This is a genomic window from Vibrio sp. 9-16B-A1 (assembly GCF_056726165.1).
The window spans coordinates 323,171-347,296 of record NZ_JBSDZD010000005.1 but is presented as its reverse complement, the minus strand read 5'-3'; the positions used below and the strand labels follow the sequence as shown (position 1 = coordinate 347,296).

Here is a 24,126-nt window from a genome sequence, read left to right as displayed (position 1 = left end):
CCGCGCTCATTAACTTCTAACTCATTAAATAATAGTGAACAATTTCAAACGGGCAAAAAACCATCGCTCAGAATGCAGCACAGGTCAGATAACAGGCAGATCTTGTCTATACTGATAAAGAATCAATTAGTAAGGCGATACCTATGTTTGAGTTACTGATAGTCGATGACGTTGCTGAAAATCTCAGGGTTCTGCAATCTATTTTGCAGTCATCAGGCTATCGCATCCGGGCGGCCACCAGTGCGGAGATCGCACTCAAGCTTATTGACAAGCAGCGTCCGGACCTGGTGATTTCAGACATCAAGATGCCTGGGATGACGGGTATTGAGCTGTGTCGTCAGCTGGTGCAGCGCCCGGTACCGGAGAACGTGCCGGTTATTCTGGCTTCAGCGTATGACGGGGTGAGTGAGATTGAGCAGGCTCAGCGTTCCGGCTGCTGCGATATTCTGTGCAAGCCGTATCGCCCGGCGGAAGTGCTGGCCCGGGTGAAAGCGCAACTGATCGGCACCGGCGGGCATGGGCATCACGCCCGGCTCAACCAGGCAATAGATACTCTGGTGGACGACCTGGTGGTCGGGGTGGCGAATGAAATCAATACCCCGCTGGGCACCAGTATTCTTACCGCAACCCATATGAAAGAAACCATCCTCAACTTTGAGCAGCAGTTCCGCTCCCAGCAGATCACCAGCGCCAAGCTCAAAGACTTCATCCATTTTTGTCATGACAGCGTGGATCTCAGCCTCAATAACCTCAACCGGGTCACCGATATGATGTCGATGTTCCGCTCGATTTCAGCTTCTGACCGGGATCTGGAGATCGTCGAGTTCAATATCGTCACTGTGGTTGAGAAAGTGCTGGGGCACTTTCATGCCAAACTGACGGAAAGGGGCATCATGGTCAAAATTGACAGTGAACCGGTCAAATTAGCCACTGATCCCGAGCTGCTGACGCTGGTGTTCACTAACCTGATCGGTGACAGCCTGGCCCATGCCTATCCGGATGGTGAATATCAGAATATTCATCTGGACTGGCAGGTGCATGATAACTGGCTGGAGCTCAATTACTGGGATCAGGGCTGCGGGGCCGATGATGCGGTACTGTCTCAGATCACCAAGCCATTTTTTACCACCAAACGGGGCCGCGCCGGACACGTCGGGCTGAGCGCTACCGTGACGGCTAATATCATTCAGCGCCCGCTGAGTGGCGGTTTTCAGCTCTCCAGCGACAGTGAACGCGGACTGGTGTGGCGGATCCGTCTTCCTGTCTCCCGTTAACCCTCCGGATCCGTTACAATAGCCGCTCCCTCATCCATGAGAGTCCAAAATGAGCGAAGAGCAGGAAATTGAAATTGAAGCGCTGGCGGTCGAAGTCGACAGTCAGCCGGTTGAGCTGTACAAAGTGCTGAAGATTGCCAATGCAGTCAGCGGTGGTGGTGAAGCCAAGTTTGCCATCAGCGAAGGCTATGTAGCGGTTAATGGCGAGCTGGAAACCCGCAAGCGGTGCAAACTCTATGATGGGGACCTAGTGGAGTTCAATCAGGAGTTCTATGTGATCGTGTGTGATGCGCCGGTCAGCGAACCCAAGCCGAAGGAAGCGAAAGCGCCGAAGGCACCTGAAGCGAAGAAAGCTGCGCCAGTAAAACCTGCATCAAAATCGGCTAAACCAACCAAAGCGAAGAAGGCACCAAAAGCTGCTGCAAAAAGCAAACCTGAGGTGGCGCCTGCCACAAAGAAAGAGTCCGGCCAAAAAGACGCCGCGACAGGCCGCGGCAGCATCTCGTTTTAATTCAGCTTCAGCCACTGATGGCGCTTGCGGGCCAGTTCAATCTGGCTCTGCTTCAGGCGCAGCTGCAGGGTGCTGAGGTCAAACTTCTCAATGGCTGTCGGTGTGCGGCCATATTTTCTTACCCTGTCCATCATCTGATGGCGGATCTGGTACAGGCGGGTCAGCTCCTGCTGCAGCGCCTGATGTTCCTGACGGATCATCTCTTTCAGATCGCCGCCGTGCGGTCGTTTACTCATCAGCTTTTGATACTGGAGCGTCAGCAGACGCGCGTCCAGCCGGGCGAGTTTGTCTTTGCCGCTGGTGACTTTTTGCGCCAGAGCCGCGCGCCCTCTCATCCCTGCGCAGTGCATCCGCAGTTTCAGCCAGCCAATTTGCCCGCTCAGTACCCAGTTTTTTCCTGCCATCCCGATTTTTTTCTCATTCAGCTAACACCTGTACGCTAATTTATTTCAGCGTACAGGTGTACGTCAAGAAAAAGTGCGTTTTTCATATATTGTTTTACTTCAGGCAGTTAATATCATGCACTTAGCGTACACGAGTATCGGCAGGGCATTCTGCTCCCATACATTGTGGTACCCAATTATTTCTACGCCCCCGCATTTCCACCATGAGTTTTTTATCAGGGGGGGAGTTAACTGGCGGGTGGGTTTTTATAATGACAGGCAGGAAAGTAACGAGAACCTGGTTATGGAACAAGCGACCTTTTACGATTGCAATGAAAGCAATGTTATTCTGCACGCGTTTGACTGGCCTTATGCCCAGATCGCTGAGCAGGCCGCGACAATTCGTTCTTTGGGGTATAAATCGGTATTGGTTTCACCACCTATGAAATCTCTGGTGTCAGACGAAGGCACAAAGTGGTGGCAGCGTTACCAGCCTCAGGATTACCGCGTTATCGACAATCAGCTCGGTAACACAGAAAGCTTTACCCACATGGTGCAGGAACTGACCCGGCACGATCTGTGGGTGTATGCCGATGTGGTGTTTAACCACATGGCCAATGAGTCGGATATCCGGCTTGATCTGCAATACCCGAATAACAGTGATATGCAGAGCTACCGCGACAAAGCGGCGTATTACAAAAAACAGACCCTGTTTGGCGACCTGAGTGAGCCGCTGTTTGATGAAGAAGACTTTGTTGAGGCCTTCGGTATCAAGGACTGGAAAGACAAATGGGAAGTGCAGAACGGCCGCATCAGCGCCGGACCACATGACCCGGGCCTGCCGACCCTGCGTGACAACGACCACGTGGTGGAGCAGCAGCAGAACTACCTGCGGGCACTGAAAGAGATCGGTGTGCGGGGTTTCCGGATTGATGCTGCCAAGCACATGACGCTGGATCACCTGATCAAAGTCTGGACCCCGGAGATCACCGAGGGGCTGCATATCTTTGGTGAGATCATCACTGACGGCGGGGCGACGGAGGAGGAGTACGAACTGTTCCTTCAGCCATACCTGGAGCATACCCGGCTTGGCGCGTATGACTTCCCGCTGTTCAGTACGGTGTTTGATGCGTTTTCCAAAAAGGGCAGCCTGGAGTCCCTGATCAACCCTTATTCACTGGGGCAGGAGCTGTCAAAACCACGCGCGATTACCTTTTCTGTCACCCATGACATCCCCAACAACGATGTGTTTCTGGACAAAGTGATGGAAGAAGAGCAGGAGTGGCTGGCAACGGCTTATCTTCTCGGCCGTGATGGTGGGGTACCGTTGATTTACGCCGATCTTGATACCAGCGGTATTAAAGACGCTCTGGGTCAGCCACGCTGGCGTGATGGCTGGAAGAGCCCGCGTATGCAGGCACTGATCGCCTTCCATAACCGGATGCATGGTCTGCCGATGGAAGTGCTTCATGCCGATAAGGATTTGCTGGTGATCGCCCGCGGAGAGCAGGGGATGCTGCTGATCAACAAAGGTGACGCTGACAAGCGCCTGCCGGTTGAGGGGTCAGACTGGCTGGATATGGTCGCGGGTGAGGTGGTGGCAGACGCAAAAGGTGTTGCAGTCAGCGCCGGAAGCTTCCGGTTGCTTACCCGGACTAAACTATCGGATGATGCGCGCTGATAATTAAGTCATTTTAACGCGTTGTAATTTAAAGAAATAGGCTGTTTCCGGTGGTTTTTTGTCCGCCGGAAGCTTGCCTGTTTTCAATCTTTTGTACCAGACTTGGTTTAACTCGTAGTGAGAATTAATTTCATATACGGGTTGGCTGCCAGAGAAAGGAACAAGAGGTTAACTATGAAGATTGCAACTAAAGTGATCCTGGCCTGCGTATCACTCTGCACTTTGGGCGTTATTGGCAGTGGGGCATTTGTTGCCATGCGTGCTTCCTCCCTGTCTGAAGATGCTCTCTATACCCGGGCCTCCAGCCAGCTTATTTCGATTCGTGAGACCAAGAAAGACGAAATAGAGCGTTATTTTTCGTTTATTGAGCATCAGTTGGTTACCCTTGCTGCCAATAACTCGACTCAGGATGCCCTGGTTCAGTTTTCTCACGCCTTTCATGATTACCCGGTCAGTGATGTTTCCCAAAGCGACAGACAGAAGCTCAGTGACTATTATCGCTCGCAGTTTGGCCGGACCTATTCGGCCGGCAACAATGGCCAGAGTGCTTCTGAAAGCAGCCGCCTTGCTCAGATAAGCGATGCCGGTATTGCGCTTCAGTCACGCTATATCGGGGTGAATCCTAATGGTCTCGGTGAAAAGCACCGGCTCGATGCGGACAGCCTTAACACGGTTTATGATCAGGTACATGCGGCGTACCACCCTGCCACCCGGCTGTTTCTCGAAGAGTTTGGCTATTACGATATTTTCTACGTCGATAACCAGGGCTATGTGGTTTACTCGGTGTTTAAAGAGCTCGACTTTGCCACGAATCTGATGAACGGTCCCTATCGCAGCAGTGGCCTGGCCCGGGCGTTTGAGAGGACCCGCAGTATCCCTGAAGGAAAGGTTTATCTGGTCGATTTTGCCCCTTATTACCCCTCATACGAAGCGGCGGCTTCGTTTATGGCAACCCCGGTATTTAAACAGGGTGAACGTGCCGGCGCGCTGATATTTCAGATGCCGGTTGATGCGATCAATACCATCATGACCAATGGCGGCCGCTGGAAACAGGCCGGATTGGGAGACAGCGGGGAAACCTATCTGATTGGCAGCGATAAGCGCCTGCGCAGCCAGTCCCGCTTCCTGCTGGAAGACAAAGCCGCGTATCTTGAGGCGCTGAAAGCGGGAGGAGTCGATGAGGCAACCGTTCGTCAGATCGACAGCAAAGACAGCGCGATAGGCCGTCAGCCGGTTAACACTCCGTCAGGGGATGCGGCGCTCACGGGCCAGAGCGGGCTGATGAAAGTCGCTGATTACCGCGGTGTGATGGTGCTCTCAGCCCATGCGCCACTCAATATTGCCGGGCTGGAGTGGGGGTTGCTGAGCGAAATTGATGTGGATGAAGCCATGGCCGATCTGGCAACTCTCAATTCTGCCGTGTTTACCAGCGTGGCGATCAGCAGTGTGATCCTGGTGATATTGTCGGGTGTCAGTGCGTACTTTGTCGGGGCGGGTATTGTCCGGCCCATCCGTGGGGCGATAGACAAAGTCATTCAGATTGGCGATCAGAACGATCTGACCGCCAGGCTCGATGAGAGCGGCAGGGATGAAGTTGCCGATCTTTCCCGTACCCTGAATGGCCTGTTTACCAGCCTTCAGGCGATCATACGCGATGTGGCATCGACCTCTGAACACGTCAGCCAGACCAGTACGACGATTGCATCCGGCATGACGGAAACCCGTCAGGCGGTTGATGATCAGCACAATAAAACCGATGCGATGGCAACGGCGGTGAATGAGATGAGCGCCTCGGTTGCCGAGGTGGCTCAGTTTGCCAGTAAGGCGGCGGATTACATGCAGGAAGCGAACCAGAAAGGAGAACAGAGCGCCCGGGTTGGTGATGAGCTGGGCGAAGAGATGCAACGCCTGACCGGACAGATGGAGTCGGCGAACCAGGCCATTGAGCGTCTGCTGGTGGAGAGTGGTTCTATTGGTGAGGTGCTTGATGTTATCCAGTCGATAGCTGAGCAAACCAATTTGCTGGCACTCAATGCTGCGATTGAAGCAGCCCGGGCTGGTGAACAGGGGCGTGGTTTTGCTGTGGTGGCGGACGAAGTTCGCTCACTGGCCGGACGTACCCAGGATTCGACTGAGGAGATCCGTAATAAGATCGAATCCCTGCAACGGGAAACCCAGGCGGTGGCGGAGGAGATTTCAAACGCTAACGATTCGGTTGGAAAAGGTATGCAAAGCTGCCGCTCTAACGGTGAGATGCTGGGTGAAATTGTGGCCATGCTCAGTGAGCTCAACGATATGAACCTTCAGATAGCCACGGCGGCTACCGAACAGTCGGCGGTGACAGAAGACATCAGTACCAGTATTACCACGATTGCTGAAGCTTCCATGCAGGTTTCAAATCAGACCGATCAGATAGACGAAATTGCCAATGGGCTTTCTTCCCAGTCTGGTGAACTGCAGCAGAAAGTGGGACAGTTCAGGTACTGAGGGCGTGCCTGAAACACTGAAAAGCGGGCAAAAAATAACGCCCGCTTTTTTGATCCCGGTCGGTCATTGCTGTTTCACTCCGGCTATTGAATACACTATCATTAGTTTATGGAATAAACGTCACAAATTAATAACCCTGTAAGAATGATGTTTGTTCCCCGGTCCTTTCATAAAACAGTGTGTTAACTGATAAATCGGGTCCGTAAGAGGCTTTCTGGCAGCATTTTCCCCGTATTGGCGGGCAGAGTGCGATAATCAAAGGCAAAGTGGTCTGGCTGCTTTGACGACAGAGCGATGTATTTTAATGCTGACAAAGTGGTTTAAGGTCTTGTTGGGGATGGGCCTGCTGTTGACGCTGTGGCCGGCGCACGGGCAGGTGTTGCTGTCTGAGCAGGAGAAAGCGTTTGTCCGCAGTCACCCGGTCTGGCGGGTGCATACCGCGGCTATCTGGCCACCGTATAACTACCATGAGTTTGGTGAACCCAAAGGTTTTGCTGTCGAGCTTCTGACGATTGCGGCTCAGCGTGCTGGCGCCCAGATTTCATGGGTGGACAGTGACAGCTGGCGTGACAGCGCAAAGTTGTTTGCGGAGAACAAAATCGATCTCAGTATTCATCTGGCAAACTCACCGCAGGCGGCCGGACAAACCATACACGGCGTACAGCCACTGTATTCAACGTGGAGTGCGCTGGTGGTAGGCCAGGAGCCGGTAGAGGCTGATAATCTCGGAACGTTGAATGGCAAGCGGGTGGCGGTTATCCGTGGCTCACTGGAAGAAGCCGTGTTGTCCAGCCGGTATCCGCTGGTACAACAGGTACCGGTAGAAGACAGTATCCGCCTGCTCGAAGCGGTGAAAAATGGCGAAGCTGCCACAGCTATTGGCAGTGAGAGGGTGCTTAACTACCACCTTAACCGTTATGTGGTGGCGAATGTTACCCTGCAGAGTCTGGAATCGCACCCTGAGTTTGGTTTGCGTGATCACCATGTTGCTGTCAGCCGGGATAAGCCGGAGCTGGCCGGGATCATCGATAAAGCCCTGCAAAGCGTAAACCCGGAAGAACTCGATGCGCTGGTGAATAAGTGGTTACGCTCGCTGGACTCTCCACGGGTTCAGGTGCTCAATCTCAGTAAAGAGCAGCGGGATTATCTCAACGCCAAAGGTGAAATACGCTTTTGTTCCCATAACGATATGATGCCAGTCGAGGGCACGGTGGGGGGAAGCCTGCAGGGGATGAGCAGCGAATACATCAGCTTCCTCAGTCAGAGCCTGGCAGTCCCGATGCATCTTGTTCCATCTCAGTCATGGGCCGAGGCGCAGTTCAAACTCAAAAACCGCGCCTGCGACATGCTGACCATGGTGACCGCGCGTAAAAACCGCTACAGCTATGCCAGTTATACCCAGCCTTATCTGTCCCTGCAGATGGCGGTCGTGGTGCACCAGCACAATCCTTATGCTGCGGATTTGGCGACCCTGTCCGGCCGGACGATAGGCTTTGCCCGTCAGTCAGGAATGGGACGGGATCTGCGCCGGATGTACCCCAAAGTGAACTTTGTTGAAGTCGATGGAACGGAAGCAGGGCTTGCGCAGGTCGAAAACAATCAGCTGTTTGGTTACGTTGGCCTGTTGCCGAGGATGACCTATCTGCTCCAGCACCGTTTCCCCAATCTGATGGTCGCAAGCCAGCTGAGTGAGCCGGTACTGATCAGTGCCGCCGTGCGTAATGACGAACCTGAGCTGGAGCAGGTAATGAATCTGGCCTTTCGCAATATGGATGTGAAGCTGCATACTTCAATTCTGAACAGCTGGGCTCCTGTGGAGTACCGGCCCAAGCCGGATCTGCGGCTGGTGTGGGCTGTGATGCTGATTGCACTGGTGATCATCGGCGCGATTGGGTACAGCTACTACATACTGCGAACTCAGTACAACAAGCTTAAAGATCTTTCGACCCGTGACCGTCTGACCGGTCTGTATAACCGTTATACCCTGGATATGGCGCTGGGTGAGCAGCTTTCCCAGTATCAGTTCAGTCAGCAGCCTTTCAGTGTGGTGCTGGCGGATGTGGACCACTTTAAGATCCTTAATGACCACCACGGACACCTCATAGGGGATGAGGTGCTGATCAACGTTGCGAATGTATTTGCCGCCCATGAAAGCAACGCCAATGTGGTAGGCCGCTGGGGCGGGGAAGAGTTTCTTCTGATCTGTCCTAACCGTAACGAGCATCAGGCGCTGCGTCTGGCAGAGACTCTGCGCGAACAGGTGGAGTCTCTTGTCCATGAGCAGGCGGGCAGTCTGACCTGTAGTTTTGGGGTGGCGGAGTATCATCAGGGGCTTGGCATCAGTGACCTTATCCAGCGGGCAGACCGGGTTTTGTATCAGTCCAAGCGGGCCGGGCGTAATACGGTGACAGGCTATTCTCACTACCGCCCGGTGGACGGAGAAGAGTCATGATTTTTGACGAGAACTACAGTCTTCGGCCCGTCCCTCACTACGCCAGAAAACGCACCCTGTCCCTGGCGCTGGTGCTGGTGGGATTTACTTTTTTTTCTGCCAGTATGCATGCCGGCGGGGTGCTGCTTGGCAGTTTCAGTGGCTGGCAGTTTGTTACCCTGGTGCTGGCGGGGAACCTTATCCTCGGACTCTATACCGCGGTACTTGGTTATATTGCTGCTTCCACCGGCCTCTCGACTCATCTGCTGGCACACTTCTCCTTTGGCTCGCGGGGCTCCTGGTTACCATCGCTGCTGCTTGGAGGCACCCAGATAGGCTGGTTTGGCGTGGGGGTGGCCATGTTTGCCATTCCGGTGAACGCGGTGATTGGGCTGGATGTGAATCTGCTGATCGTCATCGCCGGGCTGCTGATGGTAGTGACGGCCTATTTTGGGATCAGCGCGCTGATCTTTCTCTCTACTATCGCGGTTCCGGCCATTTTGTTGCTGAGCGGATTTTCTGTCTGGAACGTATGGCGCGATCAGCCCCTGTTATCGGTCACACAGGCCGCAGAAGACGCTTCAGCCACCCTCAGTTATGCTCAGGGCCTGTCACTGGTGATTGGTTCGTTTATCAGCGCCGGTACCCTGACGGCGGACTTTGCCCGATTCTGCCGGGGAAAAAAGCGGGCCATATTGCTGGCGCTGCTGGCGTACCTGGGAGGCAACAGTTTTATGTTTCTGATCGGAGCGCTGGGTGAGAGCAGTATTGGCTATTCAGATATGTTCGATGTGATGCTTGCTCAGGGACTGCTTATCCCGGCGATTGTGATCCTGGGCCTGAATATCTGGACCACCAACGATAACGCTCTTTACGCTTCCGGGCTGGCGATGGCCAACATCACCAAGTGGCCGGGCAATCAGATGGCGATGATCAACGGCATTATCGGAACCCTGCTCGCGATGTGGGTCTACAACCACTTTATCGGCTGGCTGAGCTTTTTGTCTCTCGCGATCCCGCCGGTCGGCGGGGTGATCATTACCGATTACCTGATGCACCGCCGCCGCTATCTGGACTTTGCCAGTCAGCCGGTAAAAGACCTTCACTGGCCCGGGCTGATTGCCGTGGTGTTCGGCTGGTGTGGCGCCGCTGCGCTTCCGGGCGTTGTGCCGGTCAACGGCCTGCTGATTGCTTCGGTCAGCTACTGGCTGATGGAGCGTTATGGCCCGCTGATGGGTCTTCATCAGGATTAATGCCAGCCCGTAGTGACAGCGTTTGGCTTTTGTGGTGACTGCTCATTAAATAACTACACTTCCGGGCAGCGGTGGCAGCACAGGCATAAAAAAATGCGCCGTCTCCGGCGCATTTTATCGTCTCATTTCTGAGTGGGTTTAAACAATAAACTTACTCATCACATCGTCCTGATCGCGTACATTCTCCAGCTGCTGCTGCATGGCCTGGTCTGTCTTGTCGGCAGAGTCGGCAACCTGTACAGACAGGTCTTTAATGTTGATGGTGTTGTTGTTGATCTCTTCGGCTACCAGGCTCTGCTCTTCCGCGGCAGAGGCGATCTGGATGTTCATGTCGTTGATCTGACGAATCGCATTGCTGATCACTTCCAGTGCCTGGTGGGCTTCTTCCGCTTTAACCACGGTATCGTCTGCGGTTTCCTTGCTCTGACCCATTGCGCTGGCAACGGCGGAAGCACCGGATTGCAGCTGCTCGATCATGGAGCGGATTTCGGTGGTCGATTCCTGGGTACGCTGCGCCAGGGTACGGACCTCATCGGCGACCACGGCGAAACCACGTCCGGACTCACCGGCCCGCGCAGCCTCGATGGCGGCATTCAGGGCCAGCAGGTTGGTTTGGTCGGCAATATCGTTGATCACTTTCAGGATGGTTTCGATATTGTCGGTAGCGTCTTCCAGCTGTTTCACCTGCTCAACAGCGGTATCAATGCTGGTGGAGAGGTCGCTGATCGCCTGGGTGGTATGGTTGAACACACGGCTGCCGTCCTGGGTGGCGGTATCGGCTTCTTTCGCTGCGCTTGCCGCGCCCTGGGCGTTACCTGCTACATCGGACGAGGTAGTCGCCATTTCGTTCATCGCGGTAGCCAGCTGTTCCAGCTCCTGCATCTGCGTCGCCATGGCGCTGGCAGAGTGTTTGGCGTCTTCCGCTGTTTGCTCGGTAATTCCCATAATGGACTGGCTCAGCTCTTTGGTACGGCTGATACGTTCCTGAAGGGTTTCAGCAAACTTGTTAAACCCGTCAGCCAGCTCGGCAAACTCAGGGTCAGTTTTGGTATCGAGACGTTTGGTTAGGTCACCCTGGCCGGAGGCAACGTCTTTGATCGCTTCGTTGAGGGTTTGCAGTGGTGCCATCAGGGTCTGGATCAGTACCAGCAGGGCGACAACGGAAACCACTAACGCAATAATGGCGTAAATAATTGAGCTGTTGCGCAGGTCATCTACAGCGGCGTAAGCGATGCTTTCATCCAGCATTACGCCCACGTGCCAGTCTTCACCCGGTACCTTCGAGAAGTCGGTGGTGTATTCCTGGCCGTTGAGCTGAACATCCTGCGGTTCTTCCTGGATGTTAACGCCCGGCAGGAATTCACTCATTTGCTTACCATTGAGCTCTTTGTTCGGGTGGGCGATGATGGTGCCGTCACCGGCGACGATAAACAGGAAGCCCGCATCAAACAGGTTTACCTTGTTCACGATCGACGCCAGGCTCGCCAGGCTGACATCATAGAAGATCGCGCCGCCGAACTGGTTGTTATCGCGAACCGGCAGGGCGATAGAGACCAGGATTTCTCCGGTAGCGGAGTCGGCATAAGGAGCGGTAATGATCAGCCTGCCAGCGTTTTTGGCGTCGATGTACCATGGGCGTTTACGCGGATCCCAGGTCGGACCCGGATCCCAGCCCGGGTCGTTGTTGATGTTTGAGCCATCGCTTTCAAAACCAAGACCGGCGAGCAGGAAGAGTTCCTTAATTACTTTCTGACTCATGATGCCTTCGATGCGGTCGCGTTCACCACGGGCAAGCGCGTCCTCCATCAGGTCCGTTGCGTACTGGGCAACGTCTTTTTTGGCTTTGATATCAGCGGCAACGGTGTTTCGCACCCCGTCGACGATTTCATTTACACTGGTGGTGATTTGTCTTTCCAGCTCACCTTTCATGGCAAAGTATTGCTGAGTGGTCAGCAGTGCCAGGATAAGGACCAGCAGGGCAGAAGAGGCAGCGACAATTTTATGGCGAAATTTCATGTTGTTCCCTTAACGTCGTTGGCTTTTTGTTGACTGATTTATCATAAATTATGGAACATATCGGCGTGACCTGCTGAAAATAGTTGTTATTTCAGGTCGCCACGGTTCCACAGCCTAACTGAGTTATAAATAAGTATAGAACAGGTACCTGGTACGTGACTGATTTGTTTTATAAAAACATGAGGTGTGAATGGAAAATGTAAACCTGAATCTGCTTCGGGCGATTTATATTCTGCTGCAGGAAGGGCACGTCAGCCGGGCGGCGGCGCGCCTGCATATCACCCAGTCTGCGATGAGCCGTCAGCTGGCTCAGTGCCGTGAGCTGTTTGGGGACCCGCTTCTGGTGCGTGATGGCAATACTCTGCAACTGACGCCGAGAGCCAGCCAGTTACAACTGGAGCTCGATAACTTGTTTGGTCAGGTCGATAAGCTGCTGTGCCAGCAGAGCTTTGAGCCGGGCAGCTGGAGTGGTGAGCTGCGCTTTGCCTCATCGGATTATGTCGCTCAGTACGTGATGCCAGGTGTAATGGCCCATCTGCACCAGAGCGCGCCGCTAGCCCGGCTTGATTACCGGTTGTGGCAGCCCGCGATGCTGGATGACTTTAGCCGCAATGAGCTGGATCTGGCTTCAACCATGCTGCCGGAGCCGCCAAAGGGGCTTTCCAGCCAGAAAATTGGTCAGGACCACCCGGTATGTCTGATGGCATCTGCTCATCCGCTGGTAACAGTTTCGCAGGCAGAGATGGCCGATCTTGCTGCTTATCCTCACGTTAAAGTCACCGGAGGGGGAGACAAAGACAGCAGCGTTGGGCGGGATATGGCCCGGGCCGGTTTTCCGCGCCACGTTCAGATAAAAGTGCCGTTTTTCGCTGCTGCGGTAAATCACCTTGTTCACGGGGAGGCGCTGATGCTTTGCCCTGAGCATATCGCCCGTAACCTCAGTGAACTGTTTGAGCTCACGTGGCGACCGCTGGCGTTTGAAACCGAGCCGCATTACTACTGGCTAATCTGGCACCCGAAGCAGGATCATGATGCCTGCCACCGCTGGCTGAGAGAGGAGATCTTAAAAGCAATGCAGTGGAATACCAGCTCGATACACATGATCTGAGATCATAGCCGTTATCGCTAACTTTGATTTCAGTGAATGAACCTTGCCTGTTAGACTGAGCCGGTCTGATTTTGGGAGGAGTTATGAGTCTGACGGTTTGGTTATCGCTGGCGTTAGTGTGTTTGCTTGGGGCTATGTCTCCGGGGCCGAGTTTACTGATGGTGTCCAAACACGCCCTGGCCGGAGGGCGAAAAAATGGCTTTGCTACGGCCTGGGCTCACGCCTGCGGTATTGGTATTTATGCCTTCATTACCATGGTGGGTCTGGCGGTGGTGCTTGAAAGCTCTCCTCTGTTGTTCAGGACTATCACTATTGCAGGTGCGGGTTATCTCGCCTGGCTGGGCCTCAATGCATTGCGTGCCCGCGGTGGGGTGGCCGCACGTTTGCAGGCCGGCCATCAGGTGTCTGCCTGGAAAGCTGCCCGGGAAGGTTTTTTGATTTCTCTGCTCAGCCCCAAGATTGCGCTGTTTTTTATTGCCCTGTTCAGCCAGTTTGTCGGGCATGAAACAACGCTGACCGGAAAGCTGCTGATAGTCTTTACTCCTTTCCTGATTGACGGACTGTGGTACACCCTGATCACTCTGTTGTTGTCTGCCCCGAAAGTGGTGGACAGGATCCGCAGCCGTGCCGTGCTTATTGACCGTATCAGTGGTGCCCTGCTTCTGGCACTGGCTGCCCGGGTTGTGTTTTCGGTTTAGAGCCAGACAAAATCAGTTTTTTTATGCCCCTGGTAGCAGTAAATCAGGGGTAAAGGCTGAATTTATGGTGATTCTGAACAAAAAACGTGCATCGGGCCGCCTGTTTTGCTTTACTGTAGACTGATGTTGCTCAGGGAGGAAGCAAGTGAAGATCAGAGAAGCCGAATATGGCGATTATGCACGGATTGCAAAATTACACGCCAGCAACTGGCAGCGGCACTATCGTGGAATGGTGACGGATGCCTATTTAGATGACTACGCCGAAGATGACCGTATGGTTATCTGGCAGACCCGCCTGACTAATCCCGCCTTTAACCAACTGGTGCTGCTCGCTGAAGAGCAGGATAAGCTGTGTGGTTTTATTTGTGTTTATGGAAACCATAACTTTGAACATGGCACCATCATCGATAATCTTCATATCGATGCAGCTCATCAGGGACAAGGTTTGGGTACCCGGCTGATGCTCGAAGCCGCTCAGTGGGCGGAGAAGTACTTCTCCGGATTTGGTCTCTACCTTGAGGTGCTGGAAGATAACACTCCTGCAAGAGAGTTCTATCAGCAACTGGGCGGAGAGGAACTGGGGCTGCGTGACTGGGATTCACCCTGTGGCAGGCGGGTGAAAGAGTCGGTGATCACCTGGGAATCACCGCAAAACCTGTTGTTAAAAGCTCAGGAACTCGTCTGATCAGATAATAAAAGTTTACTTTTCAAGGGCTGGGACATTTTGTTTCAGCTCTTTTTATATATTCGGCAGTCATTTCTTCTGTTGCCGTTCTTTCTGGCATAATCCTTTGTTTGCCAGCAGCCTGGGTTGTTTGCTCTGAAGCTCATTTTCTTGCCCAAACCCGACAAAGTTCTACCTGGATCAATTTATGAGACATATAAGTTGTATAAAAGTTGTTGAAGTGTGAAATGTATTCCAAACTGCCACTGATTGCGTAGCGTCACCGTTGGTAACTATAAAAATGCAAAAATTAGAGATCGATTTACAGTGGCTTGACCGATCTCAGCTGTTTCGGGTCCAGGTACTAAAATGGATGAGCTTTATTTTGCTCATCGTCGCGTTGATCTATGGAACGATCAATCTTCTTCTGCTTAAGCAATCCCTGCTGGGTCTGCTGGAGCTTTCTTTTGCTGTTTATTCGGCTTATGTCTATTGCTACGCTGAGATAAAACGTCACCATATAAGTCACTCAGCCATATACATCATCCTTCTTAATGCGATTGTACTGACGGCGATTTTCCTCGCCCCGGGATCGGTGACCCTGTATGCCTGGCTGTTTATCTGTCCGACCTGCGCTTATCTGCTTTTGGGGCGTGAATGGGGGTTTAAGCTTAATTTGTTTTTAATCCCGGTCGGGATAGCTGTGTATACCTGGTCGGTGTATCTGCACGGGGACATGTCCCTGCTGCGTTCCACCCTGAATGTCGGGGTTTGTCTGCTGGCGATCTGGGCTATCGCTCATACCTATGAAAAACACCGGGAGTACAATGAGCAGCAGCTTACCTCGCTGGCCATTCTTGACCCGCTTACCCAATTGGATAACCGCCTCAGTCTCGCGCTTAACTTTGAGAAAATGGTCAGCCAGCACCGGCGAAAAACCGATGTGTTTTCTATGCTGGTGGTGGATCTCGATTTCTTTAAAGCGGTGAATGATCGCTATGGGCATGATATTGGTGACCTGGTACTTAAGCAGGTAGCTAATCAACTGAGAGATTCAGTGCGGGTGTCTGATCAGGTATTCCGTGTAGGCGGCGAAGAGTTTTGCGTTCTGTTGCCCTATACCGAAAGGCACATTGCCAGAGCGGTGGCAGAACACGTCCGTAAAGATCTTTCCCGCCATACATTCAAAGTAGGCGAGCACAGGATTTCACTTTCTGCGAGCATTGGCCTGGCTGAGTACGGTCAGGACGGGTTGCAGCTGGATGAGATGTTTAAAACCGCCGATGAGCTGCTGTACAGTGCCAAAGATGCCGGGCGTAATCAGGTTGCTTACGGGGTCTGATTGTCCAGATGATATTGCTGCAGGATATTTTTGATCCGGGTTTTGATCGATGGCGCTTCCTTTTTCAGTGCCAGTCTGAACAGTTTTTTCACGTCTACCACATACTCTGAGTGCTGTTGGCTCAGCACAAACAGCGCGTTGTAAGCCCATGCGCGCAGGAATTTGTTACGGTCAGCCAGACATTCACGAATAAACTGCTCAACCGGAACCTTCTCCTGATCGTTTACCGGCACATAGGGAATGATCTGTAAAAAGTGCATTTTGGCTTCCCACTCTTCAAGATCGGGTATGATCCGGTAGAGCTGGTGCATCTCTTCATCGGTCAGCTGCTCTTCGTGTTCAAGGTGATATTTGATAAGCCAGGTGGCGCTGGTTTGCAGCTCTGGAGCGTGGCAGAAGTTCAGTACCTCGGCGATAAAACCGGGCTCAAAGTGATGCTCCTGGTATGCCATTCTCAGCGGGTCGGTGGACTCGCCATTCCATTGACTCAGCTCATTTTGCAGTTCCACAATTTTTTCTCCACCTGATCCCGATACCCTGAGAATAAGTCATATTGAGTAAATTGCCATTAAGCCGGAGGCAGAAATCTGTGAACTTTGCGGTTGCTTTTTTAACCATCCCTGATTAGTCTTGGCCCATCATTTCTTTTCGGAGCTGCGCCTGAATGAACAACTAATCCCTGAAATCCATTGAGTTTATTTTTTGTATTAACTGGATCGTCAGGGTTAGTGGGCGCAGTGTTCCTGCTTACTTATATAAGTGTGTCTTTTTGGCCTCATCAGGCTGATTCTGTTGTATTTCTCTGCGTCCGTTGCCCCTGAAAACAGGAGGCAATATGCCAAATCTTATCGCCAGCCAGCTGGGCTGGACATTCGCTGATGGTGATCGGCTTTTCTCAGATCTGAATTTCAGCCTTAGCGCGCAGCGCACCGGGCTGGTGGGTCGCAATGGCGCGGGTAAATCTGTGCTGGCCGCGCTTATTGCCGGTCGATGTAAGTCAACTTCGGGCAGTGTCAGTTTTGCAGGCAGCATCGGCTATTTCTCACAGCAGCCTGAGCACACCAGCATGTATCGCGGAACCGTCGCTCAGTTTCTCGGGATTGACCTGGTACTTGATGCGCTTGCGCGTATTGAGCAGGGAGAGTGCAGTGAGGCGCTGTTTGAGCTGGCAGAAGGGCAGTGGGAGCTGCGTGATTCGCTGTGTTCTCAACTGGAGGCCATTGGTGTGCCAGCCCGCCCGGATATGCCGTGCCGTCAGTTCAGCGGTGGTCAGCAGGCCAGGCTGAGACTCTGGAGGCTGTTTGAGCAGCAGCCGGATCTGCTGGTGCTTGATGAGCCATCTAATCACATGGACGCTTCCGGAAGGGCCTGGCTGAGTGAGCAACTCCTGACTTATTCCGGTCAGGTGCTGGTGGTCAGTCATGACCGTCAGCTGCTCTCTGAAATGGAGCAGATCTGGGAGATTAGTACACTGGGACTGCGTATCTATGGTGGAAACTATCACGATTACCGCCAGACCAAACTGGCTGAAGAGGCGGCAGTAGCGCGCCAGCAACAGGCGGTGAGCAGTCAGCTTCGTCAGCTTGAGGTTCAGGCGCAGCGTAATCAGGAAAAAGCGGACCAGCGTGCCGCACAGGGTATGCGGATCCGGCGTTCAGGCAGTCAGCCTAAGATCCTGCTTAACGGGATGAGGAGCAAGGCGACTGCTGCCGTATCATCCAGACTGAAGAATGACGGTGGCCGGCGGGAGAAGCTTCAGGCCAAAGCAGATAAGCTGGCGGAGCGAAGTGAGCAGATCCGGGCGCAGAAACTGCACCTGGAAAGTGAATCATCTGCAACCGGCTATGCAGTAAGACTGGTCAACGCCAGGCTGCCTTTTGGTTCCGGGCAGGCTGTTAACCTGTGTGTGAGTGGGAAAACGGAGCTGCGCGGTGCCAATGGTTCGGGTAAATCTACCCTGATGAAAGTGCTGACCGGCGGGCTGGAACTGACGGAAGGAGAGCTCAGTCTGCGTGTGCCGGTCTGCTATCTGGATCAGCATTTCGGGCTGGTCAAACCGGCTCTGTCACTGGCTGAAAACCTGGAGCACTATTGCTCTCACCTTAGTCACAGCGACATCCGTACCCTGCTGGCCGGGATCGGCTTTCGCCGGGACAATGTGTGGCGTAAAGCGGCGGATCTGAGCGGTGGGGAGAAGATGAAACTGGCGATGCTTATCGTCACCCATCAGCCACAGCAGCCCCTGCTTCTGCTCGATGAACCGGACAATCACCTCGACCTGGACTCCAGGGAAATGCTGGCCACCGCCCTGGCCGGTTACCGCGGCCCCTTCCTGCTGGTAAGCCACGACCCGGAGTTTGTTCAACAGTCCGGAGTGAGCAATTACTATCAGTTGCAGTGACGGGATATTAAGAGGCGAGTGACGAGATTCAGGGGTGAAAGGCGGGTACTGTTCCCGCCTCTCGCCTCTGGTATCTCGCTTTCTGTCACTCCATCAAATGATAAACCCTCAGGCTCTCCAGCGCCGCCGGATCATCCCCCAGATACTCAATCTGCTTTTGCTCACCCGGAAGCAGGGTGAAGCTGGAATCGCTGAAGTGGCCGGCGGCATCGCACTCAAGGTGAACAAAGAACGCCGGGGTATCGGTGGTCAGGGTGATGGTGCGTCCGCTTACCCTGTGCTGCACACTGGCTTTGGCCATCGGCAGCTTTTTGAGCTCTGGTGTTTCAAACCAGGTGTTTTCGATCACGCCTGCCGGGCTGGATAGCTGCACATAGAGGAATCCTTCGGTGGCGCGCTCGGCCCAGACCGATTTATCCATGCTCCACCACTGTTTGTTGCCATCGGACTGGATTTCCCCGTCAAGCTCCCACTGATGGATCAGGTTACCCTGCCAGTCGAGCCACAGCAGCCTTCCCTGTACGGTAACGGCTTCACGCTGCTCATTAAGCAGGTGCAGCATGATCTCCTGCTCCGTTTCGCGAAACGGGGCGTACACAGGGGCGAAGAAGCGTCTGGCGTGGTAATGGAGCTGCTTCCAGCGTCCGCTGTATTCAATGCCCGACCAGGAGGCTACCGGCCAGTTGTCGTTGAGCTGCCAGTAAAGCATGCCACGGCACACCGGCGAGCTGGCCCGCCAGTGATCACAACCGGTTTTGATCGCGATCGCCTGCTGAACCTGGCTGAGATACAGCATCTGCTCAAATCCGGACGGGAAGCGGAAATAGCGGGTAAACATCTCAGTGATGATGCTGTTACCACGGGCGTTTTTCTGGTGGGTTTCAAATGTCGGGGAGGTAATGTTCCATTCCTCCTCAGGGACAAAGCGCTTTACCTCGGCCAGTGACGGCCAGGACTGAAAGCCAAACTCTGAGCAGAAACGCGGACGCACTTTCTCATAAGCACTGAAAGCCGCGCCGGAGTGCCAGACGTCCCAGAAGTGCATGTCGCCTTTGTTGTCATCGTGCCAGGCATCCCCAAAGTCGAGTTCACCATTGCATGGCGAGCTGGCCCAGAAGCGCCGTGACGGATCTTCTTCGGCGATGATTTCACCCAGCCTGCGGTTGAGACGGTCGTAGTTGACCGTGTACTTCTCTTTTGCGTTGCGCGATTCGGGATACCAGCCAATCGCGCCAATGACTTCGTTATCCCCGCACCACAGGGCGATGCTGGGGTGGTCACGCAGGCGGCGGATCTGGTCACGGATCTCCGGCTCCACCCCGGCGATAAATTCTGGTGTGGACGGGTAGAGGGAACAGGCAAACATCATGTCCTGCCAGACCATCAGGCCCAGCTCATCACACAGCTGATAGAAAACATCGGCTTCGTATTGCCCGCCACCCCAGACGCGGATCATGTTCATGTTAGCGGCTCTGGCATCTTCCAGCAGACGCCGGTAGCGGGCCGGGCTTTCCAGACCGGGCATGGCATCCATTGGGATCCAGTTTGCTCCTTTGGCGGTGACCGGGAAGCCGTTGACCACAAAAGTCATGGCGCTGCCGGTATCATCAGCGGTGGTATCGAGCCTGAGTTCACGCAGGCCGAGTTTTTTGCTGACACTGCTGTCGCCCAGAGAGGCGGTCAGTTCATACAGTGGCTGATCACCATAGCCGGCCGGCCACCACAGTTTTGGTTTCTCTTCTTTAAACCACACCCGGGTGATCCCACTGGCACTGGTTTCGCAGCTCTGCGTGCGCTGATCAAGGCTGACTTCCAGCGTTTCACCGGCTACCGGAGGGTGGTGAATGATAACCTCGACTTCCACGCTGCCGTCATTTTTCCAGTGCTGCTCTGTGGTCAGGCGTTCAATGCGGGGTTTGCTGGTCAGTATCAGCCCGGTTGGTTCGTAGATGCCGCAGACCGCAAGGCAGATCCCCCAGTCCCAGCCTGCGTGGCACTGGGCCTTGCGGATGGTATTCATGTGCGGGATCTGGTTATTGCCTTTGGCCCACGGAATGGGGAAAGGCAGCCGGTCAGCCCGGGCCTGCGCTTCAGGGGCTACCGGGGCAAAACGGAACTGGATGTGGTTTTCACCTTCAGTCAGCCAGGGTTTGAGATCCACCTGGTAGTGGCGGAACATGTTGTCACATTCAAAAATCGGCTGATTGTTGATAAACAGGGCCGCCAGGGTATCTACCCGGCCAAGCTCCATCACTATGGTGTCATACTCAAGCTGCTCCTGGCTCAGCTCAAACACGCGGCTCAGGTACCATTCACATTCACCCACCCACTGTACTCTGGATTCATTGCAGGCGTAGTAAGGGTCCTCCAGGACACCGGCTTTCACCAGCGCGGAGTGGTTGTCGCCAGGCAGTGGCATAGGGACGGAAATTCCGGGATGCTGCGGGCTGGTTAAGGTCCAGCCTCCGCTCAGATCAATATCAAACATGGTTATCTCTGTGACAGGAAAAGGACTCTTTGAATAGTAAGTGTCTGACGCAGGTTCGGGTGTGAAACTGGTCACGCAGGGAGCAAATGCATCTGGTTGAATTGTAACAAAGCTGCTGTCATCCCTTGCCCTGATACGGGATCCCGCAAAGCGAGCCGGAATCTTAATAAGGCATGGAACGTTGCTGCGGTTATGGCGCAGTCGCTGCCGCGGGGTGACTTCTCCCTCGCTGAAAGAAGATCCTGAGTCGCGCTTAACCTGATTAGAGAGGGGAGGGGTATGGGGAGCTTGCTCAGGATGACCGTTTTGGTTGCTGGTGGTCATTCAGCTTCTCAGATCGCGTTATGGGAACCCGGCTCGCGCCTGCCTGTGAGTGTGGGATTACATTAAGTGGAACGCGTCCGGGACGACGAATTCTTTTTATTACAATAAATTAAGCAAAATTACTGGTCATTCCGGGCTTGACCCGGGATCTCGCAAAGCGATCCGAAAACTCAATAAGGCCACGGTTCTGTACAGCAAAAACTATCCGCCAGCACGTGCCTGCCGTATACCACTCCTGTCATCACACCTACAGTGTCACCCTGAACCTGATTCAGGGTCTGCAGACAGCGCGCCGAGCGGGTGATGCGTCAGCAGTTCTCTGAACTTAAGGGATTCTTATTATGAAGAGGTAGTTTATAGAACGGTTCAGATTTTCGTTAGCATTTAACTAACAAAATCCCTCTCATGTGAAAACTATGTTTACCGATTTAACTTTTCTGCGGATGGGTGAGGAGTGCTACTGTTGTCATATCAGGTGTTATATCCCTTGGCAGAAATGCCATAGCGCCTGAGACTACTCCAAAGCAATGTACATATTGCCCAGATTGCCCGGGTTTCATCACCCGGGCTTTTTTTGTTGTCAGCCTTTGCGGCGTGCCTGTTTCTCTGCCATTACGTTTCTGCACATCTTGCCAAACTGGCGGCTGGCTTCGCGCTTTTCAGCCAGAGAGGCGTTGTTGTGTGCTTCTTCGCGCAGTAGTTTGTGGTAGTTGTCCAGCCTGCGCTGGTCCAGTTCACCACGTTCCAGTGCTTTGCTGACTGCACAGCCTGGCTCGCCCTGGTGGCGGCAGTCTGAGAAGCGGCACTGCTCAGCCAGGGCTTCGATCTCCTGGAAGGTGTCACTTACTCCTTCTCCGGCTCCTGAGAGCTGGAGTTCGCGCATTCCAGGCGTGTCCAACAGCAGTCCGCCTTCCGGTAACGGCACCATGGTACGCGAGGTCGTGGTATGGCGGCCTTTGCTGTCATCTTCACGGATGGCACCGGTTTCCTGTACGGTATGCCCGCTCAGGGTATTAACCAGAGTGGACTTCCCCACCCCTGAAGAGCCGACAAAAGCAACGGTTTGTCCGGTGCCACACCAGCTTCTCAGACCATTGAGTTCGGAGTCGTCCAGTGCATTAACGGATTCCACCACCAGCATGGGGTCGAGTGCCTGAACCTGAGCACGGAGCGAGTCCGGGTCCGGGTGAAGGTCGGCTTTGGTCAGTACCACTACCGCTTCTGAACCGGCCTCGTTGGCCAGTGACAGGTAGCGTTCAATCCGGCTGAGATTGAAATCATGGTTGAGTGAACATACCACGAACACGGTATCGACATTAGCGGCGATATACTGTTCTTTCAGCTTTGGCCCGGGTGCACGGCGGCTGAACAGCGAACTTCTTTCCAGAAGGCGCAGCAGTCTCTGACCTTCTTCATCGAGCAATACCCAGTCACCTACCGTCATTGGCGGCTGGCTGTGGTGGTGCGCAAGATGAAGCAGTGCATTTTCGGTGCAGATCTGGTAGCCACTTTTGTGGTGGGCGATCACGCGGCCGATAAGGTGCGGCTGCTCATAGTCTTCGAGCGTCAGTTGTTGTTGAAATACGGCTTTCCATCCCAGTTGGTTAAGGGCGATCGGAAAAGTAAAATTAATTGTCATTATCTGTACCTGCAGACAGGGTATAAATTATCTCAGGGTCAGGTACGTGAAAACGCATGCGGCTCACAGATGTGTGAGTACAGACCCCGGCTTTGTGATCACCGGGCAAAGAAGGGAGAGGGGACAGGCGTTAGTTTTGTGTTCGCTCAGTCCGGTCAGTTTTGTTTCGCTTCTTTTGCCGGGTGGGTGCTTAGTACAATCATCAGATTCCTCCAAAAATAGTTGTATGAACGTGGCGAATTATTCACCATAGAGCACATATATGTCAACGCACGGATGCGAATATGCGTTTTACTCCATTTCAGCCGGAATTTGCGCCGCAGATCGCCGGCTGGTTCTCCAGCGAAGAAGAGGCTATCGCCTGGGGGGGCTGGCAGTTTGGCTGGCCGATTGATACTGCCCGCTTTGAAAAGCGGGGCTACCTTGATGAAGTACGCTATTTCAGCCTGGTCGATGAAGGCGAGCCGGTGGGTTTTGTCGAAGTCCTTAAAGTGAATCGTCATCACTACCGTTTGTGCCGGGTTGCTGTGTCACCGGCGTGGCGTGGCAGAAAGCTCAGTGCAGTACTGGTCAGTTCAGCAATCAATTACATCCGCAGTGCCACTGCGGCCCAAATGGTCTCCCTGGCCGTGTTTCGTAATAACCTGCCTGCACTCAGTTGTTATCGCTCTCTGGGATTTGAAATTACAGACAAAGAGCCGAAGATGAAGGTCTTTTCCGGACAGGAGTGGCCTTTGTATCAGATGGAGCTGAGTGTATAGCCCTAATCGCTGGTCACTTTGGCGGGCTGGCGAATGAACTGGTCGTGATGCACAAAGTGGTCAATCTGCTTTAAAACCCGCGAGCTGTAGAGCATGCTGGTATGGCTGGTTTTTATCAGCAGGTGATCGGTCATCCCGTCGATTTTGGTTTCTTCTACTGTCACCGTGCCATCTGACATTGCCGGGTCCTGCCACAGCAGCAGGGAGCGGGCTCCAAGCGGAAAGGTTCCGGCAATTGACCCCAGTTTCTGTGGAAACGGCCAGCTGGCCTGGTGACGGTCAAGGCCAAACTCCGGCGCGTTACCAAGCAGTTTTTTTAAGCCCAGCTGATGAATGCGATCAACTATCGAAGCCCCCTGCAGTGGTGAACCGAGGGTAACCACGTGTGAAATCTTGCTGGTGTCAGGCTGGCGTGACTCCAGATATTGCCTGATAACAAGCCCGCCCAGACTATGGCCGATCAGAATGTTAGTCTGATCCACTGCCAGCGCTCTGTCTATCTCGTTAAACAGACGCCGTTCATTGATGGCCAGGGAGTTATAGCTGATGATCCTGGTGCGATAACCCAGCTCACGCAGTTTCTGAGCCATCGGCATCATCACCAGACCATGCATATACAGTCCATGCAGAATTATCGCTTTCATAGTACCGGCTTGAAATTTAAG

General features: G+C 53.6%; 18 protein-coding genes. 12 read left to right on the top strand and 6 right to left on the bottom strand.

Going from position 1 to position 24,126, the window contains the following annotated elements; all coding sequences use genetic code 11:
* Positions 1-143 precede the first annotated feature (143 nt).
* Both ACVB80_RS11075 and ACVB80_RS11070 read left to right on the top strand, forming a co-directional pair.
* Complete coding sequence (locus ACVB80_RS11075) at positions 144-1,274, top strand: response regulator (protein WP_481081354.1); 1,131 nt, start codon at positions 144-146, stop codon at positions 1,272-1,274.
* Between the two features lie 49 nt (positions 1,275-1,323).
* Positions 1,324-1,785: an RNA-binding S4 domain-containing protein gene (locus ACVB80_RS11070; protein WP_481081353.1), complete on the top strand. Its 462-nt coding sequence runs from the start codon at positions 1,324-1,326 to the stop codon at positions 1,783-1,785.
* On the opposite strand, the gene ACVB80_RS11065 is transcribed toward ACVB80_RS11070, so the two are convergent.
* Positions 1,782-2,189 (bottom strand): hypothetical protein, encoded by a 408-nt coding sequence (locus tag ACVB80_RS11065; protein ID WP_481081352.1) that lies wholly within the window; start codon positions 2,187-2,189, stop codon positions 1,782-1,784. The genes ACVB80_RS11070 and ACVB80_RS11065 overlap by 4 nt on opposite strands.
* Before the next feature lie 283 nt (positions 2,190-2,472).
* On the opposite strand from ACVB80_RS11065, the gene ACVB80_RS11060 reads away from it, so the two are divergent.
* From ACVB80_RS11060 to codB, 4 genes are all read left to right on the top strand, one after another.
* The gene (locus ACVB80_RS11060; RefSeq protein ID WP_481081351.1) at positions 2,473-3,849 is read left to right on the top strand and encodes an alpha-amylase family protein; all 1,377 of its coding nucleotides are present in this window, start codon (positions 2,473-2,475) and stop codon (positions 3,847-3,849) included.
* 174 nt (positions 3,850-4,023) lie between these two features.
* On the top strand, positions 4,024-6,336 hold the full coding sequence (locus tag ACVB80_RS11055) for a methyl-accepting chemotaxis protein (protein WP_481081350.1): 2,313 nt from the start codon (positions 4,024-4,026) through the stop codon (positions 6,334-6,336).
* A gap of 304 nt (positions 6,337-6,640) precedes the next feature.
* Positions 6,641-8,788, top strand: coding sequence for a diguanylate cyclase (locus ACVB80_RS11050; RefSeq protein ID WP_481081349.1), 2,148 nt, complete (start codon positions 6,641-6,643; stop codon positions 8,786-8,788).
* On the top strand, positions 8,785-10,020 hold the full coding sequence (gene codB / locus ACVB80_RS11045; protein ID WP_481081348.1) for a cytosine permease: 1,236 nt from the start codon (positions 8,785-8,787) through the stop codon (positions 10,018-10,020). The genes ACVB80_RS11050 and codB overlap by 4 nt, the downstream gene beginning before the upstream one ends.
* A gap of 138 nt (positions 10,021-10,158) precedes the next feature.
* Here codB and ACVB80_RS11040 read toward each other — a convergent pair whose 3' ends face one another.
* Positions 10,159-12,036 carry a methyl-accepting chemotaxis protein gene (locus ACVB80_RS11040; protein ID WP_481081347.1) on the bottom strand — a complete coding sequence of 626 codons (1,878 nt, stop codon included), beginning with the start codon at positions 12,034-12,036 and terminating at the stop codon, positions 10,159-10,161.
* Between the two features lie 190 nt (positions 12,037-12,226).
* Between ACVB80_RS11040 and ACVB80_RS11035 the strand changes: the two genes are divergently transcribed.
* The 4 genes from ACVB80_RS11035 (at position 12,227) to ACVB80_RS11020 (ending at position 15,848) form a co-directional block, all read left to right on the top strand.
* Complete coding sequence (locus ACVB80_RS11035) at positions 12,227-13,144, top strand: LysR family transcriptional regulator (protein ID WP_481081346.1); 918 nt, start codon at positions 12,227-12,229, stop codon at positions 13,142-13,144.
* 83 nt (positions 13,145-13,227) lie between these two features.
* The gene (locus ACVB80_RS11030) at positions 13,228-13,842 is read left to right on the top strand and encodes a LysE family translocator (RefSeq protein ID WP_481081345.1); all 615 of its coding nucleotides are present in this window, start codon (positions 13,228-13,230) and stop codon (positions 13,840-13,842) included.
* Positions 13,843-13,987: 145 nt separating this feature from the next.
* Entirely contained in the window at positions 13,988-14,527 is a 540-nt protein-coding gene (locus ACVB80_RS11025; RefSeq protein ID WP_481081344.1) for an N-acetyltransferase family protein, read from the top strand.
* Between the two features lie 280 nt (positions 14,528-14,807).
* Complete coding sequence (locus ACVB80_RS11020) at positions 14,808-15,848, top strand: GGDEF domain-containing protein (RefSeq protein WP_481081343.1); 1,041 nt, start codon at positions 14,808-14,810, stop codon at positions 15,846-15,848.
* Here the strand turns inward: ACVB80_RS11020 and ACVB80_RS11015 are convergent.
* Positions 15,836-16,357: a hypothetical protein gene (locus ACVB80_RS11015; protein ID WP_481081342.1), complete on the bottom strand. Its 522-nt coding sequence runs from the start codon at positions 16,355-16,357 to the stop codon at positions 15,836-15,838. The two genes, ACVB80_RS11020 and ACVB80_RS11015, sit on opposite strands and share 13 nt — an antisense overlap.
* A 326-nt stretch (positions 16,358-16,683) precedes the next feature.
* Here ACVB80_RS11015 and ACVB80_RS11010 point away from each other — a divergent pair, with 326 nt between their 5' ends.
* On the top strand, positions 16,684-18,249 hold the full coding sequence (locus tag ACVB80_RS11010; protein WP_481081341.1) for an ABC-F family ATP-binding cassette domain-containing protein: 1,566 nt from the start codon (positions 16,684-16,686) through the stop codon (positions 18,247-18,249).
* Between the two features lie 85 nt (positions 18,250-18,334).
* Here the strand turns inward: ACVB80_RS11010 and ACVB80_RS11005 are convergent, their stop codons facing one another.
* Positions 18,335-20,737, bottom strand: a complete 2,403-nt coding sequence (locus ACVB80_RS11005; RefSeq protein WP_481081340.1) for a beta-mannosidase — start codon at positions 20,735-20,737, stop codon at positions 18,335-18,337.
* A gap of 904 nt (positions 20,738-21,641) precedes the next feature.
* On the bottom strand, positions 21,642-22,700 hold the full coding sequence (gene rsgA, locus ACVB80_RS11000; RefSeq protein ID WP_481081339.1) for a ribosome small subunit-dependent GTPase A: 1,059 nt from the start codon (positions 22,698-22,700) through the stop codon (positions 21,642-21,644).
* 284 nt (positions 22,701-22,984) lie between these two features.
* Here rsgA and ACVB80_RS10995 point away from each other — a divergent pair, with 284 nt between their 5' ends.
* Positions 22,985-23,461 carry a GNAT family N-acetyltransferase gene (locus ACVB80_RS10995; protein WP_481081338.1) on the top strand — a complete coding sequence of 159 codons (477 nt, stop codon included), beginning with the start codon at positions 22,985-22,987 and terminating at the stop codon, positions 23,459-23,461.
* A gap of 2 nt (positions 23,462-23,463) precedes the next feature.
* On the opposite strand, the gene ACVB80_RS10990 is transcribed toward ACVB80_RS10995, so the two are convergent.
* Complete coding sequence (locus tag ACVB80_RS10990) at positions 23,464-24,105, bottom strand: esterase/lipase family protein (RefSeq protein ID WP_481081337.1); 642 nt, start codon at positions 24,103-24,105, stop codon at positions 23,464-23,466.
* Positions 24,106-24,126: the final 21 nt, after the last annotated feature.

What these genes read in the sequence shown, in the direction of transcription:
- ACVB80_RS11075 (WP_481081354.1), top strand. Translation starts at nt 144, where the DNA reads ATGTTTGAGTTACTGATAGTCGATGACGTTGCTGAAAATCTCAGGGTT.
- ACVB80_RS11070 (WP_481081353.1), top strand. Translation starts at nt 1,324, where the DNA reads ATGAGCGAAGAGCAGGAAATTGAAATTGAAGCGCTGGCGGTCGAAGTC.
- ACVB80_RS11065 (WP_481081352.1), bottom strand. Translation starts at nt 2,189, where the DNA reads ATGGCAGGAAAAAACTGGGTACTGAGCGGGCAAATTGGCTGGCTGAAA.
- ACVB80_RS11060 (WP_481081351.1), top strand. Translation starts at nt 2,473, where the DNA reads ATGGAACAAGCGACCTTTTACGATTGCAATGAAAGCAATGTTATTCTG.
- ACVB80_RS11055 (WP_481081350.1), top strand. Translation starts at nt 4,024, where the DNA reads ATGAAGATTGCAACTAAAGTGATCCTGGCCTGCGTATCACTCTGCACT.
- ACVB80_RS11050 (WP_481081349.1), top strand. Translation starts at nt 6,641, where the DNA reads ATGCTGACAAAGTGGTTTAAGGTCTTGTTGGGGATGGGCCTGCTGTTG.
- codB (WP_481081348.1), top strand. Translation starts at nt 8,785, where the DNA reads ATGATTTTTGACGAGAACTACAGTCTTCGGCCCGTCCCTCACTACGCC.
- ACVB80_RS11040 (WP_481081347.1), bottom strand. Translation starts at nt 12,036, where the DNA reads ATGAAATTTCGCCATAAAATTGTCGCTGCCTCTTCTGCCCTGCTGGTC.
- ACVB80_RS11035 (WP_481081346.1), top strand. Translation starts at nt 12,227, where the DNA reads ATGGAAAATGTAAACCTGAATCTGCTTCGGGCGATTTATATTCTGCTG.
- ACVB80_RS11030 (WP_481081345.1), top strand. Translation starts at nt 13,228, where the DNA reads ATGAGTCTGACGGTTTGGTTATCGCTGGCGTTAGTGTGTTTGCTTGGG.
- ACVB80_RS11020 (WP_481081343.1), top strand. Translation starts at nt 14,808, where the DNA reads ATGCAAAAATTAGAGATCGATTTACAGTGGCTTGACCGATCTCAGCTG.
- ACVB80_RS11010 (WP_481081341.1), top strand. Translation starts at nt 16,684, where the DNA reads ATGCCAAATCTTATCGCCAGCCAGCTGGGCTGGACATTCGCTGATGGT.
- ACVB80_RS11005 (WP_481081340.1), bottom strand. Translation starts at nt 20,737, where the DNA reads ATGTTTGATATTGATCTGAGCGGAGGCTGGACCTTAACCAGCCCGCAG.
- rsgA (WP_481081339.1), bottom strand. Translation starts at nt 22,700, where the DNA reads ATGACAATTAATTTTACTTTTCCGATCGCCCTTAACCAACTGGGATGG.
- ACVB80_RS10995 (WP_481081338.1), top strand. Translation starts at nt 22,985, where the DNA reads ATGCGTTTTACTCCATTTCAGCCGGAATTTGCGCCGCAGATCGCCGGC.
- ACVB80_RS10990 (WP_481081337.1), bottom strand. Translation starts at nt 24,105, where the DNA reads ATGAAAGCGATAATTCTGCATGGACTGTATATGCATGGTCTGGTGATG.